This is a genomic window from Flavobacterium anhuiense (genome assembly GCF_004151235.1).
Lineage (GTDB): Bacteria > Bacteroidota > Bacteroidia > Flavobacteriales > Flavobacteriaceae > Flavobacterium > Flavobacterium anhuiense_A.
Genome location: NZ_JUIV01000006.1, coordinates 198,518 through 218,694, shown reverse-complemented (window position 1 = coordinate 218,694; position 20,177 = coordinate 198,518). Strand labels below are relative to the sequence as shown.

At 34.3% G+C, this 20,177-nt stretch carries 15 protein-coding genes; 7 read left to right on the top strand and 8 right to left on the bottom strand.

Going from position 1 to position 20,177, the window contains the following annotated elements:
- Positions 1-28 precede the first annotated feature (28 nt).
- From NU08_RS10360 to NU08_RS10340, 5 genes are all read right to left on the bottom strand, one after another.
- Positions 29-847: a hypothetical protein gene (locus NU08_RS10360; RefSeq protein WP_129747044.1), complete on the bottom strand. Its 819-nt coding sequence runs from the start codon at positions 845-847 to the stop codon at positions 29-31.
- Between the two features lie 2 nt (positions 848-849).
- Complete coding sequence (locus NU08_RS10355) at positions 850-2,121, bottom strand: DUF3696 domain-containing protein (RefSeq protein ID WP_129747043.1); 1,272 nt, start codon at positions 2,119-2,121, stop codon at positions 850-852.
- Positions 2,121-3,692 carry a DUF262 domain-containing protein gene (locus NU08_RS10350; protein WP_129747042.1) on the bottom strand — a complete coding sequence of 524 codons (1,572 nt, stop codon included), beginning with the start codon at positions 3,690-3,692 and terminating at the stop codon, positions 2,121-2,123. Before NU08_RS10350 ends, NU08_RS10355 begins: the two co-directional genes overlap by 1 nt.
- Positions 3,693-3,694: 2 nt before the next feature.
- Positions 3,695-5,551, bottom strand: a complete 1,857-nt coding sequence (locus NU08_RS10345) for a Dam family site-specific DNA-(adenine-N6)-methyltransferase (protein ID WP_207214066.1) — start codon at positions 5,549-5,551, stop codon at positions 3,695-3,697.
- Positions 5,552-5,721: 170 nt separating this feature from the next.
- A complete protein-coding gene (locus tag NU08_RS10340; RefSeq protein WP_129747041.1) occupies positions 5,722-5,991 on the bottom strand; it encodes a helix-turn-helix domain-containing protein in 270 nt (89 codons plus the stop codon).
- Positions 5,992-6,560: 569 nt separating this feature from the next.
- Between NU08_RS10340 and NU08_RS10335 the strand changes: the two genes are divergently transcribed.
- Genes NU08_RS10335 through NU08_RS10325 form a run of 3 tightly spaced genes read left to right on the top strand, consistent with a single transcriptional unit; the run spans position 6,561 to position 13,602 of the window.
- Positions 6,561-9,500: a SusC/RagA family TonB-linked outer membrane protein gene (locus NU08_RS10335; RefSeq protein ID WP_317126354.1), complete on the top strand. Its 2,940-nt coding sequence runs from the start codon at positions 6,561-6,563 to the stop codon at positions 9,498-9,500.
- A 10-nt stretch (positions 9,501-9,510) separates the two neighbouring features.
- Positions 9,511-10,920: a RagB/SusD family nutrient uptake outer membrane protein gene (locus NU08_RS10330; protein WP_242502533.1), complete on the top strand. Its 1,410-nt coding sequence runs from the start codon at positions 9,511-9,513 to the stop codon at positions 10,918-10,920.
- Positions 10,921-10,932: 12 nt separating this feature from the next.
- Entirely contained in the window at positions 10,933-13,602 is a 2,670-nt protein-coding gene (locus tag NU08_RS10325) for an alpha/beta hydrolase family protein (protein WP_129747038.1), read from the top strand.
- Positions 13,603-13,660: 58 nt separating this feature from the next.
- Here NU08_RS10325 and NU08_RS10320 read toward each other — a convergent pair whose 3' ends face one another.
- From NU08_RS10320 to NU08_RS10310, 3 genes are all read right to left on the bottom strand, one after another.
- Positions 13,661-13,942, bottom strand: a complete 282-nt coding sequence (locus tag NU08_RS10320) for a hypothetical protein (protein ID WP_113678676.1) — start codon at positions 13,940-13,942, stop codon at positions 13,661-13,663.
- 80 nt (positions 13,943-14,022) lie between these two features.
- On the bottom strand, positions 14,023-15,555 hold the full coding sequence (locus NU08_RS10315) for a MauE/DoxX family redox-associated membrane protein (RefSeq protein ID WP_129747037.1): 1,533 nt from the start codon (positions 15,553-15,555) through the stop codon (positions 14,023-14,025).
- 182 nt (positions 15,556-15,737) lie between these two features.
- The gene (locus NU08_RS10310) at positions 15,738-16,028 is read right to left on the bottom strand and encodes a hypothetical protein (RefSeq protein WP_113678673.1); all 291 of its coding nucleotides are present in this window, start codon (positions 16,026-16,028) and stop codon (positions 15,738-15,740) included.
- 328 nt (positions 16,029-16,356) lie between these two features.
- Here NU08_RS10310 and NU08_RS10305 point away from each other — a divergent pair, with 328 nt between their 5' ends.
- The 4 genes from NU08_RS10305 to NU08_RS10290 all read left to right on the top strand — a co-directional run bounded on the left by NU08_RS10305 (position 16,357) and on the right by NU08_RS10290 (position 20,032).
- Complete coding sequence (locus NU08_RS10305; RefSeq protein WP_129747036.1) at positions 16,357-16,746, top strand: plasmid mobilization protein; 390 nt, start codon at positions 16,357-16,359, stop codon at positions 16,744-16,746.
- Entirely contained in the window at positions 16,734-17,978 is a 1,245-nt protein-coding gene (locus NU08_RS10300; protein WP_129747035.1) for a relaxase/mobilization nuclease domain-containing protein, read from the top strand. The genes NU08_RS10305 and NU08_RS10300 overlap by 13 nt, the downstream gene beginning before the upstream one ends.
- Positions 17,979-18,241: 263 nt before the next feature.
- Positions 18,242-19,087, top strand: a complete 846-nt coding sequence (locus NU08_RS10295) for an abortive infection family protein (RefSeq protein ID WP_129747034.1) — start codon at positions 18,242-18,244, stop codon at positions 19,085-19,087.
- Between the two features lie 51 nt (positions 19,088-19,138).
- On the top strand, positions 19,139-20,032 hold the full coding sequence (locus NU08_RS10290; RefSeq protein ID WP_129747033.1) for a hypothetical protein: 894 nt from the start codon (positions 19,139-19,141) through the stop codon (positions 20,030-20,032).
- Positions 20,033-20,177: the final 145 nt, after the last annotated feature.

The following is a 20,177-nucleotide window of genomic DNA, read 5'->3' as shown; positions in this document are numbered from 1 at the left end:
TCACTGAAGGTTAATATATAGTTTAATTTTAACCTAAATTGATCGTACGATTATCAACTTTATAATCTGTATTTAAATTTACCACATTATATAAAGATGTACCTAAGTGTTTTCTTGTTCTTTCATCAAAAACCTCTATGTGTGCTTTTGAACCAGCATGCTTAGGTGCGCTATCTACAACCCAAAGCTCATTTGAGTCTTTCTTCTTGTATACTGTACGTCCATTATTTTTAGGATAATTTGTCTTTTCAAAAATTAAATTATCTTTTAAAACGGTCTGATAATCTGTTGGAGGGTTTCTTGAATTTTCATCATATATTTCAGCAGGAATAATAAACCCTCTATTTATAAGCCAATTCTCTATATCTTCAGAAGAAATTACAGAGTCAATAAATATCTTTTCTTCCGTATTTTTTAGAACATTTATATTTTCATTACTCCCAAACTTTGACTCACTAAAATTTAAAAGAAAACCAAAAAAATCTTTTGTAACTAAAGATCTTTCTGAAATTTCTGCAACTGATGTACCAACAAAATTTTCTTTATTAAATTCATAACTGCAATCATCAATGTGCATTTGATTTTTTTGCCAGCTTTTAGGATTAAGTAATTGTAAATTCTGAGCAAAAGTTTGATTTAACGCTGGATTGTTTTTTATCAACGATTCGAGAAAAATGCCATCGATACCGGAAAAATAGAAAAAATAATCACTTTTAAAAATTTCCTTATGATTCTTAATTTCAGATATTTTGTTAAGGGATGAAAGAAATATTTTAAAAGCTCTGAAAAATTGATTATTATCATTATACTGACCATGCAGCGAGGATTCATTAATAAACAGCTCCATAACTATATCCCTAATAAATAATTCAAATCTTTCACTGCTTGATCAAAGAAATCAGTTGGCCAACGATCTACACCACCGTCTTCATCAATGATAATTTCCTCGAAGAAATCGACATTTTTATAATCGAAATACAAAACGCTTGTAGACTTAGGTTTGATTATACTATCTTTTATTGCAATTCTAAATCCATTTAGAATATGCTCACTATGCGTTTCAACTAGTACTTGAACTCCACATAGCGAAATTAAACTTAAAAATTTTGCTAATATAGATTGGGCATAAGGATGTAAATGCGCTTCCGGGTTTTCAACTATAAGAATTTCTCCTGGCTTAGCAATCAATCCAGCAACTATAATTGGAAGAGAGTAAGTAAAACCATATCCTACATTCGTAGGTTTAAAGTATGAACTTTTTCCGTCTGAATTAATACGAAGCTTAATTAAATCTTCTCCTTTAATATTAGTAATATCTATACTAGCGCCTTGAAAAATTTTGTTAATCCAATAATTAGTATTATCAAGTATAGTCCAGCTAAGTTCTTCAATGTTTTCCCTAAACAATTTTGCATATTGAGTAAGCATTACCTCATTAACTTTATCACTTCCTTTATGATGTAATACATTTACAGTATTTTCTCCTAATGCTCCGACACTAACAAAGTGACTTAATGATTTGTTTTCATAATAATTCTTTGGTCCAATTCTATCTGCAGAAACATAATGAATACCTACTAAATTAATTCCTGACTTTATCTCTGAGATATTTGTTTCCTTAAAATATTGTTCAATAGTTGCGTCACTAATAAATAAATCAAATAGCGGATACTGCAAAGCTGTTCCTGTTCCGTTTATTACATTTTTTGAATTTAAGTTCGCTTGATACCATTCGTCCATTCTTTTTAAGACGAACTCCGTTTTGTCACATTTGGTTTTAATCTCGTCTATGTAAACTTCAGAAGCATCTGTAGAATTATTATAGAAATAGTAATCAATTGAAAAATTATCAAATTCAAATCCAAAATGAATTTTTTCAGAAAATGAAACTTCTTTATTTTTCACGTCATCAAAACTTCCAAGCTTGACATTTTCACCATTCAGAAATATTCTGTTTGTCGCTCTATTAGAAAAAGCAGATTGACTTAAAAGTAAAAAAACTTGTAAAACAGTAGATTTTCCTCTACCATTGATTCCTGTAAACAGATTCAAATTTGACAAAGGAATTTTTACATTCTCCTTGTATAATTTAAAATTGTCTATTGATACTTGCTTTATCATTATTTGTCTAAAATTTCAAATGTTTTATTATATCTTATTTTCACATTACTTACGCTACCAGTGGAAATTCTTATCGATTCTCTAAATGAATGATCTTTTAAAAGAATATTGTTATAATTTTCCACAATTTTCATCTTTCTATCTAGTAGCTCTTTGTCACTTTTTTTATCAAAATAAACCGAAATACATTCCATCAAAGCTATATTAATCCTGCCACGACTATTTTGAGTTGGAAGTCTAAAATTAGTATATCCAAAAAAATCAAATGTTAATTTCATTACTCTAAAAAATCTATCTGACAAAGAATTAATTTCAGCTTCCGACATTCTATTAATTTTCCTCATCGTTTTACCCAAAAAGTCATCAAGATCTCCTTTATAATCCTCTTGCGCATTGGCTTCTGAAAAGGCAAAAAAACGTAAAATAGCTTCTCTATCTTTCATTCTTAAAGAAGGTATTCCTTTGTCAATAGCCATCTTAAATTCATCTTTCTCAGAAAGTTCTTTCAATAAGTTTGTGGCTTTGCCTATATATATACAATTTCTAATTTCTTGCCTTGTTAATGGTGTCCCGTTAGAATTTATACGATTAAAAATATCATAAACTATTGATAATGGTACGGAAGGTTTAAGAATATATAGTAATAGTTCACGATCCTCAATTCTAGCTTGTAATTCACCTAATTCTGAATAGTATTTGCCATTCAAAGATGGCAGAGCCTCAAGACCTACTAATGCATATTTACCCTTTAAAAAATCAAAAATTGCTGATGATCTCTGTAATCCATCAACAATTATCATTTTACCTTCTAAATCCTGACTAATATAAAAAGGTGGAATTGGAATATTTAAAATTAATGATTCTATAAACCTACTTTTCTGTTGCTGCTTCCAAACCTGATTTCTTTGAAAAGGAGGAATAACAATTTTATCTTGTTCATTTCTTCTCAAAAGAGTTACAACCTGCATGTGAACTTCTTTAATGTCAAGTTCGTCATCATTATTATAACTTGCCGGATAAATACTATCTTTAAAATCAGAATCTTCAATGAAATCATCTTCCTCTAGTTCTTCATTAACTTTGTAAACAGTTTCTTTTTCGTTTTCACCCAACTCTATAATATCGAGCACAATAAGATCTGAGCTTAAAAGCCAGTTAATAATTGTAAATAATCTTCGCGCTATTGTTGATTCAGCACCTTCAATTAAATTTCCTAGATAGTTTAAAATCTCGTTTCGTTTTTTTCCCTCATTTGAGCTTTCAATAAATTTCAATACACTTTTAAATAACTCATTGTCTTTTAAAATTGTTCGAATTTTTTTCTGTCTATGTTGATCATCGAGAACTATAAGCTCTGTTCCAAGCGGTGTAAGATTTGCATTGTTTTTGTTATTTTCAACTAATCCTAAAATCTCAGCAGCAAGTCTATAATATCTCCCTTGTCTGTCTGTAAAACCTACATAATCGGCAATTTGTAAGTCAGTAACACAGCCATTATAGATTGCTTCAACAGTATTGATCACTTTATTTAATTCATCCGCTTGCGGTACTTGTGTAATCGATATTCTCATTTTTAACTAGCTATAAATAAATATTCTTTAACTTTATTGGCATTATTTCCAACATTCTTATTTTGATTACCAATTGAGTAACTATAATCTATCTCTTTTAATTCCACTTTACTTTTATACTTTTTTAAAAGTTTAATCATTTCTTCTTTTGTGGGAATCGAATTTGAAGAATAAGACACCACTAATATACTGTTTTTGTGCAAATTAAACATTCTATCTAAAGCTTCATTTACAGTGTTTTTCGAATCAAATGGAGATGGATATTTTTTAAATTTCTTGGTTTTTGTTTCGTGCTGTATTTCAACACCTCTCCAATTCTTAGATAATCCCTCTACAAAATGATATCTTCTTACGTAATCATTATCTGAATTGGACGTTAAATATGGTGGGTCAAAATATACAAGATCAGCTTTAATATCTAATTTAAAAATATCGGAATTGAAAGATTTATTCTTTCTTCCATTGTCAAAAATTGCTTGATTGAAATTTTCAACATTTTCTATAAAATGTTCTTCAAGAGAAAGTTGCAAATCACGACGTCCATCATCATATCTTTGTCCAACATATGTAAATATGCCTCTCGCTCTTTTTTTCATACATGCTCTACTTATAGAAGATAATGCAAGAGATTTTTTAAATACATCCTCTATAAGATTAATATTCTCAAGTAAATTGTCCAAGAATTTATTGTCTTCGTCGTTGAAGTATAATCCTTCAAATGTATTTAAAATAAAATTTTTAGAATATTTGTTTTTAGATAATAGAAACTCTACATCCTGCTTAGTCAGTTTAATGTTAGAATTCTCTATTAGCGATTTTGTAATATTAGCAGAAAAAGTCATAAAGTCATTACTGTAAACTTCAATTCCTTTTTGCTTTAACATATATGAAACGCAACCACTTCCTGAAAACGCATCTAATACATTATCAAAATCATAACCTTTTATAGAATCCCATAAAAAATGTAAGATTTTGTATTTACTCCCCATATACCGTGTTCCAGGAAAATTTTCTAACAACTCATCGGTAGTATTGATTTTACTTTTCTCCGCAAGTGAATGAATTATTAAATCTTGTCCCGTGCGTTTATCAACTTTACTACTTATCATTCTTTTAGTTTCTATAACATCTCTGTTATAAACATTGTAAAGTTCATTAATAAAATCAGTGTTAGAATTTGTAGACAAAACTTTCACACCAAATTTCACTAGTCTATTTACTTCATTTCTTAAGTTGATTTGATCATCATCATAAAATGAGTGTTTTGTATATCTTTGAAAATCAGAAGTGGCATTTACTGCATCGTATGGGGGATCCAAAAAAACAAAATCACCTTTTTCCGAATATCTTCTTAAAGTGTATTTGTAATCAGCGCAAATTATTTTTGCATTTGCAAGCGCTAAACTGGCACTACGTAGAACATCTACATTTGCAATATTTACATTTTTATTTTTACCAAAAGGCACATTAAATTCTCCCTTCTTATTCTCTCTATAAAGCCCATTAAAGCATGTTTTGTTGAGAAAAATGAACCTAGCCGCTCTATCTAATTCATTAAGATTTTCTACTTTTAAAGACCTAACCTTATAAAACAACTCTTCATCATTAGAATATTTATTTAGAGCAATAATCAACTCTTCTACACGATCTCTAACTATGATGTAACAATTAATAAGCTCCGGATTTAAATCAGATAAAATTGCATTTTGGGGTTGAATATAAAAAAACATTGCACCTCCGCCGAGAAATGGTTCTATATATTTATTGTATTTTTCTGGAATATAGTTATTAAGTTCATCTAGCATTTGTGTCTTACCACCTGCCCATTTCAAAAATGGTTTTATTTTATTTTTAATCACAAGTTTTTCTCGTTTATTTTGCTTCCATACAAAAGTAATTTTTTTTAGTTAGTAAGTGAAGCTAAAATAAATATAAACATTCTTTAAGTTTTAATAACAATTAAAAAATGAAATACAGCATTGGAATTTGAAATTTGTAAAAGAAAATTTAAAATAAACTGAAATAATAATTATTTTTTAATTTTCAGTTCTTTATCCAACTCTTCAACTCTAGTAAAAAAATCTGAGACTGATATTTGGTAGTAATCACACAACTCATAAAGTGTACTAATTGTAATATTTAAATTAGCAGACTCATTTCGTGCTATATGTATAGACAAATTTTTATTCGCCTTAATATCATTAGATACTTGTTCTTGGGTCAAACCAGTTTTTAAACGTAGCTCTTTAAGAACCAACTTAACAGCATTTAGAAGTTTATCATTTTTAATTTGTCCCATAATTTTCAAAGCAACCAAGAAAAAAAATCACAAACAATGACATATTTGTCATTTTATTTTTTATCTTTACTGCAACATATTATTTTTTAATATATTAATTTTGCGATTCTTCATAAAAATATTTGAAGCATTCGCTTTGAATCTCGTTATCGAAAACTGGCGTTTAAAATAACCACGAGATGATAAGTGCTAATGCTCACGCCTTATATTAGGGCGTGGGCTCACTTATTCGTGGTAGGGTACCGCCAGTACCTCGATAACGTTTAAGTTGAGTACCTGCCCTTTTTATTTTAGGTCACTTCCTTTTTGATTCTAGCACTACTTCTATGTTTTTGAAATTGCATTTTGACATTTAACTTTCTTATGCAGTAATTTTAAAAATTTAACCTTATGTAATTATAAAAAAAATCCTCTGAACAGCGACCAAACTATAGCAGAGGACTTATAGCTAATCAAATCATCTTTAACTAACCAATTCCAATATTATGAATTATTTTTCATTTTACAAGGATGGGAAAGCGCTTTATTGCCTTTTTTTTGCTGGCATACTGCTGTCTTTTTCATCATCTATGGCCGGAAATTCGAAACGGCATTTCACTTTCTCTTATCAGCAGCATCAGGTTCAGGGAACCGTCAGCGATGGAACCGCTCCCCTTCCCGGTGTCACCATTGCCGTAAAGGGACGGGGAAATAATGCTGTAATCACAGACTACAACGGACAGTATTCCATAAATGTATCACCCAATGACACACTCTTGGTTTCATTTCTCGGTTTCAAGACAAAACTTGTTCCCGTGAAAGGCAATACTAAGGTTGACATTAAATTGGAGTACGACACCACAACCCTGCAGGAAGTGCGTGTCAATGCCGGCTATTATTCTGTTAAGGAAAGCGAACGTACGGGAAGCATTTCCCGCATAACCTCGAAGGATATTGAAACACAGCCTGTGACCAATGTCCTTGCCGCAATGCAGGGAAGGATGGCGGGAGTTTCGATCATCCAGACTACAGGAGTGCCCGGCGGAGGTTTTGACATTAAGATAAGGGGACAGAACAGTCTGCGGGCTGAAGGAAATGCCCCCTTGTATGTTATAGACGGCGTGCCTTATTCCTCTGACACTGTCGGCCATGGGCAGACCGCGACTCTTTTCCCGACATTGACCAGCCCTCTTAACGGAATCAATCCAGACCAGGTCGAGAGCATTGAAGTGCTTAAAGATGCCGATGCAACCTCTATTTACGGTTCACGGGGTGCAAACGGTGTAGTGCTGATTACTACAAAAAAAGGAAAAAGCGGAAAAACGACATTTACGGTAAATGCGACCACAGGAGCTGGGAGTGTTACCAAATTTATAAAACTAATGGATACTTCCCAGTATTTAGCAATGCGTCGCCAGGCTTATGCCAATGATGGTGTAACCACCTATCCTGCTTCAGCCTATGATGTGAATGGAAAATGGGACCAGAACAGATATACGGACTGGCAGAAAGAGCTCCTTGGAGGCACTTCTGTTTTTACAGATCTACAGGGTACAGTTTCTGGAGGATCACAAAATACCAATTTTCTTCTCAGCGGAAACTATCATACTGAAACTACCGTTTATCCCGGTGATTTCTTGTATAAAAAAGGCGGTTCACAGTTTAGTCTGAACCACCGGTCAGAAAATCAGAAATTCAAAATACAATTCTCAACAGGATATACAATTCAGGATAATGACCAGCCGTCTTCGGATCTTACTATTATAGCACAGACATTGGCTCCAAACGCTCCTGCTTTGTACAAAAGTGATGAAAGCCTCAATTGGGAAGGCAGTACATGGCAGAACCCGCTTGCTAATCTGCCGGCAAAATTCGAATCCAAAAGCTATGATTTCCTTGCCAATACGGTACTGACTTATGAAATAACAGAGAAGCTTCTAATAAAAAGCAGTTTTGGATACAGCGATCTGCGTCATACCGAAACGAGGATTTCGCCTTCTACAATATATGACCCTAAACTTAATTACAACAGTTCGTACTCTACACTATTTCTGAACAATACCAGCCGGAATTCATGGATTGTGGAACCGCAGCTCGCTTGGAACTCAAATCTCAGTGCAGGAAAACTGGAACTTCTTCTTGGGGCTACTTTTCAGAACCAGTTAACCGATCAGCTTGTACAGTCCGGGACAGGATTCCCATCCAATAGCCTAATTTATAACCTCTCTTCTTCTACCACAGTACGTGCAGTTGCAGATACCGAGACCCTCTACAAATATCAGGCATTCTTTGGAAGAGCCAATTATAACTATAAAGAACGTTATATTTTAAACCTTACGGCACGCCGCGATGGTTCCAGCCGTTTTGGTCCGGGAAATCAGTTTGCCTTTTTTGGAGCCGCAGGAGCTGCTTGGCTTTTTTCAAAAGAGAACTTTGCCAAAGGTCTCCATTGGCTCTCATTTGGTAAATTAAGAGCCAGCTACGGAACAACCGGCAGCGATCAAATCGGTGATTACAAATTCCTTGATACTTATTCTGTATCAGGAGTCTTATACAATGGAAATGTAGGTTTACAGCCAACGAGCCTCTATAACCCGAATTTTGCATGGGAAACCAATAGAAAACTGGAAGCAGCAATTGAAACTGGTTTTCTACAGGATAAGCTTTTTTTGACGGCTGCTTGGTACAGAAATCGATCTTCTAATCAGCTGGTAGGTATACCAATGGCTTCAACTACAGGCTTTCAGAGCCTTCAGTCAAACCTTGATGCCGAAGTGGAAAACTCCGGTTTAGAATTTACGCTCCGTACTGTAAATCTAAACAAGGGAGCTTTTCAATGGATTTCAAATCTGAATATCAGCTTTTCAAAAAACAAACTGCTTAGTTTTCCGGGGCTTCAAGGGTCAACCTACAGCCAGAGATACCGCATTAATAAACCATTGAACATTGTTCTTTTATACGACTATAAAGGCATTGATCCCCTGACTGGCATCTATCAGTTTAATGATCTGAATAACGACGGTAAAATAACAGCCGCTGGTGATAAACAGATCATCTGTGACCTGAATCCGGAATATTTCGGCGGACTTCAGAATCAGCTGAGTTATAAAGGCGTAAAGCTTGATTTTTTGTTTCAATTTGCGAGTCAGAAAAACTACAATTATCCGGTAGGTCCTGCAGGACAGATGTATAACCAGCCAGAGAAACTGAACGACAGCTGGCAGAATACCGGAGATACAGCTTCTTACCAGATTTTTACTGCCGGATATAACGCAGCCGCGGTAACTGCAGGATCACGATTTAGTGAAAGCACGGCATCGGTAAGTGATGCCTCCTTCATAAGGCTTAAAAATATTTCATTATCCTATGATCTTCCGCTGACAGGATTTAAGACTCAGTGCAGACTGTTTGCCCAGGGTCAGAACCTGCTCACCTTTACCAAATACAAAGATGGAGATCCCGAATTCATAAGTACAGGATTTCTTCCGCCATTAAAAATAATGACTTTTGGCATACAGCTAACTTTTTAAAAAATAGACCATGAAAAAAATAGTCACAAACCTATTCACAAGGGACTCTAGAATATCCATGAATAAATTGGTACTGTCATTGGCATTTCTAATTATTTCTTGCGATTCTTTTTTAGATATTGATTTGCCGGAGAACCAGCTGACCAAAGAAAGTGTTTTTGAAGATAATCAGACCGCAGATGCCGCTTTGACCAGTATTTACTCCAAAATGAGGGATACCGGAATACTGACCGGTTCTGGAGTGGGAATCTCTTTCCAGCTAGGCTGTTATGGAGATGAACTGACATGGTTTGGAAACCCGCTCAGTACTACTGAAAATTTTTATACCAATAATCTGCTGCCTTCCACTTCCTCTGTGAACGATTACTGGAAAGCAGCCTATAGCAATATATATGCAGCAAATGCCGTGCTTGAAGGCAGCAGGAGTTCTGTATCCCTGTCAACAGCAAATAAACAAAAGCTTGAAGGGGAAGCTCTTTTTATTAGGGCACTGCTGCATTTTTATCTGGTCAATCTGTATGGGGATATCCCATACGTCACCACAACAGAATATAAAATCAATACTGTTGTCAGCAAACTTCCTGTTAAAGAAATTTACCAATTGATTCAGACTGATCTTCAGCTCGCTGCTGTAAATTTAAATACAGCTGAATTAAGCAGTACAAGGGTACGTCCATCTAAGTTTACTGTAAGAGCTTTGCTTTCACGGGTATATCTTTATTCTGGTTTATGGGCAGAGGCTGCCGACAGCGCATCTGCCGTGCTCAATGAATCTGGAACTTTTTCACTTGAAAATATTGATAGTGCATTTTTAAAGGAGTCAAAAGAAACAATCTGGCAGCTGCAGCCTTCAGCTTCAGGAAAAAATACGGATGAAGCGGTGGCATTTATTTTTGCCAGCGGTCCTCCAAGAACAGTTTGTCTGAACAACATTCTGGTAAATTCCTTTTCTTCGGATGATCTGCGAAAAAAGCACTGGATGGGTTCGGTTTCCAGCGGTGCCTCTAAATGGTACTTTGCGTATAAGTACAAGAAAAACAGCACTACTGCGTCTTCTGTCGAGTATTCAATTGTGATGCGTCTGGCTGAACAATATCTCATCCGTGCAGAAGCACGTGCAAAGCAGGGCGATATTATCGGTGCCAGAGAAGATCTTAACAAAATACGAAATCGTGCAGGCCTTACAAGTACGGATATTTCCACAAAAGAAGAACTGCTTCAGGCTGTAGCCGAAGAGCGCAGACATGAGCTTTTTACCGAATACGCCCATCGCTTTTTTGACCTTAAACGTTCAGGAGATATAAACACCATTCTATCAGCTCAAAAGCCGGGATGGAACACAACCGACATCTTATTTCCACTGCCTCAGACCGAATTGGAACTCAATCCAAATCTTCTGCCGCAGAATGAAGGCTATTAAAAGATACATCACATGAATATTTCATATCTAAAAAACAGGGGCGGCTTTACCGCTGTACCTGCTGCAGTTTTATTTTTATTTTTTATTTTGCTATTAGTAGTCTGTCCCCTACGGGGGCAGGCATTGCAAAAAAAAAGCCTTACGGCATCAGATTATGATTCATTTGGTAATTTTCTATTCCATAAACCTTCGCGCAATGGAAACTGGGTCGGTTTTTCAATGTTCTATAAAAACGGAAAAGATACCTTATACGTAAAAAATACATTAAAAAACAAACTGTACTCCTTTCCGCTTGGCACTAAACCTGATTTTCTGGGAGATAATAGTTTTGTTTATCAGGATGCTGATAGAATTCATATTCTAAATCTTCAGAATGGCAACAAAAAAACAATAGCCAATGTCACTGGTTATTTTTCTTCGCCAGACTCTGAGAGATTAGTAGTAATGACAAAATCTCAACTCACAGAAAAGCAGTCCATTAGTGTGTTTGATCAAAATGGAAAGATTTTATCGACAATTGAAAACGTTACCAGCATGAGAATGGGGCCTGCCAATAAAAAAATTCTCTTTTCCATTGCGGATCAAAATTTAAGTTCGATTGGCGTCTTAGAATTAGTGCAAAAAACTAAAACCACATGGATTCATGAGAAAAAATCTGTGAACTTTAAGATGCTGACATGGGATAAAAAAGAAAGGGCAGTATCTTTTTTGACGGAATCCAATTCTGGCACAGAAAACAAAAAACTTTATTATTATATACTGGAGAATAAAAGCCTTTACGTCCTTGATCCAAAGACGAAAGATAATTTCCCATCTCAGGCAGTTATTAATGAAAATGCAGAATATGCTATAACTATTAGCAATGATCTTCAACGGGTATTTTTTTCAATAAGCCATAAAAAAGAGAATTCTTTTAACAGTACAGAAGATGCCGTATCCAAAGCAGAAATTTGGAAAAGCAGCGATACATACATCTACCCTTTTATGCAGAAAAGTTTACGTTTTAAAAAGCAAAATAGTCTTGCTTTATGGCACCCTCTAACGGGAAAGTTTTCCGAAATCACCTCTGATGAATTATCCAAAGTAATGCTTTGCGGCAATGAAAAATATGCAGTCCTTTCTGATCCAAAAAAGTATGAGCCTCAGTTTGAATATGATGCCCCCCGCGATTTTTATATTTTAAATCTGCTGACAGGGGAAAAAAAACTCTTGCTTCAAAATAAAAAAATAAGTCCGTCTGAACCACTTCCTATCTCTTCCCCTGAAGGTAAATATATAAATTACATACTTAATGATAGCTGCTGGATTTATAATACAGCTTCAAAAACATACACAAACATCACCCGCCGAATTATTTCGCAATACCTTTCGCTGACCAATCAAAAAAACAGCAGAAACTTTATACTGACTCCAGTTGGATGGACTGCAAACGACAATAAGCTCGTAGTATATGATAATTATGATATATGGACAATTTCACCTGAGAATTTTACTCTAAAAAGACTTACCAGAGGGAGGGAAAAACAGATCCAATTAAGAATATATGCACCGGGAAAATTTTCGGAAATTGAGAAAAGCTATGATGGCTATACATATAAATCAATTAATTTTTCCCATCCAGTTTTGCTTACAGCTACTGGCGAGGATGGCAGAACAGGATTTTTTAAATGGAAAAAAAATACTGGAGAAATTCCCCTTGTCTATGACAGCTGTTATATTGACAAACTCCACACGACAGACAAAGGAAAAGTACTGTTTTATCAGCAGCAAAGATTTGACAAACCTCCAAAAATTATATTCCAAAAGGATAAAGTTACCCGTACTGTATTTCAAAGCAGTCCGCATCAGGCAGATTACGATTGGGGAAGCGCCTCACTAATTCAATTCCAAAACGAGAATGGAATAAAAATGAGCGCATTGCTTTACTATCCTGCATCATATAATCCCGATAAAAAATACCCTATGATTGTAAATATCTATGAAAAGCAGACTCAAAATCTTTACAAATACTCTTTACCGGATTTAGAAAATGAAGCAGGCTTCAATCCTGTGGTATTAACCAGTCAGGGATATTTTGTGCTTTGTCCCGATATAATATCCGAAAAACAGAATGAAGGCCCTTCCGCTTTAAAGTATACAATTTCAGCCACAAAAGAAATCATCGCCAGAGGACTGGTTCAGCCGGACAAAATTGCTTTGATGGGGCATTCTTTCGGAGGTTTTGAGGTTTGTTATATCATAACACAGACAAAAATTTTTGCGGCGGCGGTAGCAGGTGCGGCAATTACAAACATTAAAAGTTACTACCATACAGTAGACTGGGACACCGGCCGTCCTACTATGAATTATTTCATACACGGGCAGTTGAAAATGATACAGCCTCCATCTGAAAATCCCGAAATTTATAATCTAAATTCTCCTATTGAATTTGTTAAAAATATAACGACTCCTCTACTATCCTATGCAGGAAAGGAAGATAATCATGTTGACTGGCATCAGACAGTAGAATTTCATATGGCACTTCGCAGACTTGGCAAAAAAAACACAATGCTGTTGTTTCCAAATGAAGGACACACTATTACAAATCCCATAAATCAAAGAGACTTAACACGCAAAATAATACAGTGGTTTGGGTTTTATCTTAAAGATGAAACACCCGAGCAATGGATTGATAAAAATTGATATCTCAAAAAAACAATGCAGTTCCAAGAACTGCATTGCTTTTCTGGTTAAACATGATTCAATTGGAAGGACGATAAAGCGTTTCATCACAATTATTATCCTTGCCTTTTGCTTGTTGTCCTGGAGGGGCATAGCTTACACGACAGAGCTGTAAATTAAAGTCTGTGCTGCAATCCACTTCTTTGTTACAAGGGATGTTGTTATCGTCTGTAACATATCCAATTTCAGGAGCAGCACTACCGGCAGTTTTCTGCATGGAAGTGGTTAAAAAAGCCCCAGCTGTACCAGTCACCATTACTATGGCAAATGGCATCATTTTTTTTAAAAATATCGTATTCATAACTATAAATTTAAATTAAACGTGATCTACTTTTTTCTACAGGTTTTCGATCTAATTCCTGATATCGGCCAATATATTTTTCAGCGGTCAGTTTTAAGCTCTGATTCGCGTTTCATTTCACTTTTTAACAAATATCCGAGATTAAAAACCATCAGATTTGTACCTGCTGTAACATAAAGATGATCATCGGTTACAAAAATGTTCTGGATTTTCTGGTTTGGAATTTCCTGGACATAAAAACTAAGGACATAACTATTGTTATCCAAATTATAAACATCTACTACTGAAGATTTTTTCCAAAATTTCTCGTCTTCAAATCTTCCGGGCACTTTCGAATTGATGAACAAAAGATTATTTCTAACTGCACTGATCGAGTTCACTTTTAAGGGAGGAGCTGCCATCTGCCTTTCTGTATTATTTTTGAGATATGCTACTTTAATTTTAGCCTGTTTATTGGTATCAATAGTATTGCTTCTTCTCATAAGCTCCCCATTTCGGTCAGCTGTGATAAACTCATTGCGATAATAATAAATGTAATGGATCTGCTTCCTGTTCTGGTTGTAGAGCAGTATGCCGTCTGTATCAAATATTCCGTCAATCTGCCTTGTAAGAAGGTTTTGCGAATACAAAACGGTATCTTTTTCTGCACTAAAAATTCCTATTACATTCGCTCTGTCATTACCAGTGTTATTCCGAAATGCAATAGTAACGCTGTCCATGGGCTGCGCCAGGCTAAATTTTGGGGTTCTTTTCAATTCTGCCGTTAATTTCCAATCTTTGGTATTTCCTCTGTATATGCGCGGCAGTGTACCATCAAACAAGTAGAACCAGCCGTCTTGAACTACAATTTTTATTGATTTAAAAGATTGGTTACGATAATCTAAATACAGTTTTATCCTCTTTTGTTTTCCATCGCTATCAATGGAAAGAAGATGCAGGGGATCTGTATAATTTGCCAGATAAAGGATATTTTTTTCATAACCTGCAAAATAATAGGAATTCCATCTTAGATCAATAGTCTTATCAAGTTCGATTGCTTTTTTTGGATATCTTCTGACAAAGGGATTTTTATGATGAATAGCCTGCTCTGAGGAAAGGAATAAGATAACAACAGCTGTTGTAGCCATTATAGCAGAAGCCAATAGAGTCCAGATTTTACTGCTATTTTTTGTTATTGAAAAATCATCTTGACGCTTATTTTTAAGAATTATAATTGCAACAGCTGCCATCATGACAAAAAGCGAGTTAAATATCAAATGTGTTTTCCAGCTCATTTTCTCCAGGATACCTCCACATGAACAGGGTATAAAAGAACTATAATGAAGCACTATAAAAATATAACTGGTAAACATGCTCATTAAAACAAATGCAAAATACAAACCTATGATTCTGGTAGCCGAAAATAAAAGCATCCCCGAAATAATCAGCTCAAAACCAATTACAAAATAGGAAATCCATTCAGCATAAATACTAAGTACGGGAGACTGTGCCAGCTGTACCTGAAACCTTTCAAAATCAACAAGTTTACTCGCCGCGGCATAGACAAACAAAAGTGCATATAGAAAACATATCAATTCAATAATCAGCTTCTTATAATTTTCCTGTAGTTTCATAATTGAAATTTTGTATAGTAATTCATTTACTGAAAATGCTTACACAAATTTAAATCGTTCACTAAAAAAAACTGTTGACAAAATCAAGCCAAAAGTTTTCAAAATCAAGCCAATTTCCTGCAAAAAAAATGTGCTTTACAAATCTTGCAGATCTGTAAAGCACAAAAAATTATTTTTTAAAATCAATCTTTGAGGCCGGCACTTAATTCCAAAAGCTTTTGGTTCAGCTCGACAAGACCAGATTTCTGCAGGCAGTCGTCTGAAAAATTTCTAAGCTCATTGACACTTTCATTCGAAAGAATACCTATCAGACTCGCGGCATCTTTTTCAGCCAAGAGTCCTTGCTCTATAAGACGGCACAACAGTAAAACATTTTTTCGTGAAATCCTCAAATCAATCTTCACCATTTCATTCATTCCAGGGATACTCAATACCGTATCATAAACCTTGGACACTTCATTTTTTGTAATCATAACTTCCACGTTTTTAATTAATAATTAGAAATAGTAAATGTAAAAAGCTTTAAAGAATTAAGCCCAGTCATAATTTAGTGGGGATTGCTTATTGCTAAAGCCTTTTCTAATTTAGTTTTTCTTAAAAAGGGTTCAAGATTGCCACGTCCCTGCAATCGGCCAGATGAACGATTGTCGGACAACCGGATCTGGCTGATCTATCCTCGGAACTCGGGATCAGAGATACATGAAAGCTGCTGGAAGTTTAAAAATGAAATCCATATACAAAAAAAAATACAGCAGATTTCTTATTAGAAAATGAGATTGATGAATAATTATGACAGCGAGAATGGAAAGAGAAAATTCAAACAAAACACGAAAAATCACTATTCGTTTGACACCCTCGGAATATACAGTATTAGAGTCAAAATTTAAGACGACAACCTGCCAGAAATTAAGTGAATATATGCGCAAACAATTGTTTGGGAAAGCAATTATTAGTACTTACCGAAACAGGTCATTAGATGATTTTGTTGAAGAGCTAATCGTCCTTAGAAATGAGCTTAATGCTATAGGAAACAACCTAAATCAGACCACCAGAAAACTTCACATATTAAGTCAGATTTACGATGCAAAAGAATGGACCATTGGCTTTGAATTAAAGCAGAGAAAACTCTTTGAAAAGATAAATGAGATTCATAATCATATTCAAAAAATCTCCGAAGAATGGTTTCAATAATCAAAACAGGTAATTCTATAAGAAGTATTTTTAACTACAATGAAAACAAAGTTAAAACTGGCAAGGCTGAGTGCATCGGAGCAGCAAATTTTCTTTTAGAAATATCTCAAATGAGCGATGCAATGAAGCTGAGCCGCTTTACTGAAAGGATTCAATTAAATGAAAATACCAAGCGCAACAGCGTACATATTTCTCTGAATTTTGACCCATCAGAAAATCATTCAAAAGAAAAACTGATGGCAATTGCAAATACATACATGTATAAGATAGGTTTTGGGAAACAGCCCTATCTTGTCTATCAGCATTTTGATGCAGGGCATCCGCACATCCATGTAATAACCATTAATATTGAAAGGGATGGAAAAAGGATTGACCTGCACCATTTAGGGATAAGAAAATCTGAACCGGCAAGAAAAGAAATTGAGGAAACTTTCGGACTTATTAAAGCTGAAAGTCTCAATAAAAATAAACAGTTTAACTTACTGCCTATCTCAATTGGAAAAGTATGTTATGGGAAAATTGAATCAAAAAAAGCTCTTGCAGCAGTTCTCAATCAAGTCTTATACAGTTATAAATATTCAAGTCTTGCCGAACTTAATGCTGTATTGCAATCTTATAATGTATTGGCCGATCGTGGCACTGAGCATTCAAAAGTTTTTTTGAATAAGGGAATGGTGTACCGCATACTCGATGAAAAAGGAATTCCGACTGGTGTTCCCATCAAAGCCAGCGATTTTTATTTTAAGCCTACATTAAAATTTTTGGAGTCTAAATTTACATATAATAGAGCAAGAAAAGAGTCTGATAAAGTCAGGTTAAAAAATGTAATTGACATGACCATTTTACGGGAAAACATTAATAATGTAAATCAGCTTTCCCTATTTTTGGAAAAGGAAGGAATAAAAACCGTTTTTAGAACAAGTAGTGAAGGATTAGTTTATGGCATTACCTACATCGACCATACTACAAAAAATGTTTTTAATGGATCAAGTTTAGGCAAAGAGTATAGTGCAAAGGCAATAATAGAACGCTGTGGAAATAAATTCAATCTGGATAAAAGAGATTGGATTAATAAACGGCTGGAAACATTCTCTTCTGAAAATGCTTCTGTAAAAACTTTCGATTCCTCAGTTATTATACAATTATTAGATTCAATACTCAAACCTGAAAGGACTCTTGAGTATTTGCCTAAGCAGTTTAAAAAGAAAAAACGAAATAGAAGAAAAATATAATAGGATTCAATTTTTTTGAAATACTATCTATAAGTCTTTTTTTGCTTTCTCAAATTTATAAATTAGACTAAAATTGCTCACTTTTATAAAACATTGCACCAAATTTTGTATTATAAATCTACTGAATGAAATACATTTAATATAGCAAAAATCATTTAATTTGTAATAAAAATATTGTTTATAGATTTGTTTATCAATCAGCAAATCCATAATTATAAACCATTTATGGCAGGAACGCCTTCGATAATTCAAATAAACAAATTATGGCAGATCTAAGCATTCAAGAAAAAGCTAAAATTGAAAAATTTTTAGGAATGGGCAGCGGATACGTCGCCGATTTTTCAGACCGAACTTTTCAAGAATTTGTTGGGGCAGTTACAGGGTTAGATATTGATGATCCAAAATACCACTATTCATCTAACTCAAAGGCAAATAGATTAAGACAGTTTATTAAAGTGGAAAACGACAATACTGTTGGAAAGCTTCTTCAAGAAATGTCTCATTACTATTTTGAAAAGCTGAAAGAACAACAATCAACTTCATGGTATCAAAAAGATGAGAAAGAATTTAAAAATAGTGAAGAGCTTTATCAGGAATCCCTCAAAATAACTCAAAGATTACAAGGTAATATAGTGGATGATATTGGTGCCATAAAACCCAATTCAGACGATGTGGATTTTAAAAAACTTTCTGAATCAATTAGGGAGAGTATAGAAAAAAATTTGCCTGAAATTGCATTAGATCGATTACATACCTTTGTAATGAAATATATAAGGGAGTTATGTAAAAAGCACGGAATCAAATATACAGCTGATGAAGCTTTACATAGTATCTTTGGAAAGTATATCAAATTTCTAATTGAAATGGGCTTCCTTGAAACTGAAATGTCCAAAAGAATTCTCAAAACTTCAATTAGTAATTTGGATTCTTTTAATGATATAAGAAATAACAAGAGTTTTGCTCACGACAATCCTATCCTTAATTACGAAGAGAGTGTACTAGTTTTCAATAGTATTTCGAGTATGATAAAATTTATTGAAGCCTTAGAAAATCGCATAAATAAATCAAAGGATGAAAACAAAACTGATTGGAATGATATTTCATTCTAACATCACATTTGCCAGCTAAATATTTCTAATTACTAAACTAAGTAAATTGATATGGGGAAAAAAATCTACTACAGCAAACCATTAAAATATTTTTGGCATCATTACTATGGGACTCAAAAAAAATTCACCCCTGATTTTACCAATGACCAGATATTTACTGTACTTCGGCGAAATATTTTAAATGCCCCTTTGGGTATATCTGAAACTCCGCAGTCTAGAGGACTCATAATATCAGGGCTGGAATTGTGGAGGGACGATTACATGGGAGAACTTTTACATATTTTCTTTCTAGATAGGGAATTGCGTGACTTCCTTGAAAAAACTCCATTATCGGATATAGAAGGCATTAAAAAGTTCCTTTACCAAAATGGGCAGAAAAGAGAAATTCTTCATTTATATTCAAATGAAAAAAGGGAGACGGTAGTGTATAAATTTGCTTTGCACTTACCTTATGAAGCTGATGGTTATGCTTTTTCTTTAAGCATTGAAGCTGATGGCAGCGTAGAGCTGTACTTTGCGTTGGGAGAAAATGGCGGTCGTATGTCGGATAGATTCTATGCAGATGTCAATAAAAAAAATGATGCAATTTCTCTAACTCAAGCAAAAGTATTTCGTTTTGCCATCAATACGATTGCTTATATGAAGTGTTTCCCAGATTGTGTGTCTGATGGAGTGCCACAAAACCTATTACAAAGAAACGAAAATAAGTTGGCAAAAAACTTTACTTTTCAATCATCAGAAAAGATTAAAGAAAATCAAAACTCACCACTATCAAAAATACCTCACTTTAGGCAGGGACATTTTAGAGTACTTCACTCCGATTACTTTGCCAATAAAAAGGGAGAATTAATTTTCGTTACCGAGACTATGGTTAAGGGAAATGCAAAGACTGTTTCTACTTCACCTGAAATCGATAAGTTCACAGGGAATTCAGATAAAAATTAAAATATCTGCATATCCTAAAATCAGTTCTAAATCTTTCTTAGATCGCTTTGCCCATTAAAAAAACAGCGAAATTCAATAATCCTTTATAGGCAAAATTTAACGGGGTTAGGATTCTCCAAAGCTCTTTTCTAATTTAGTGATTGTA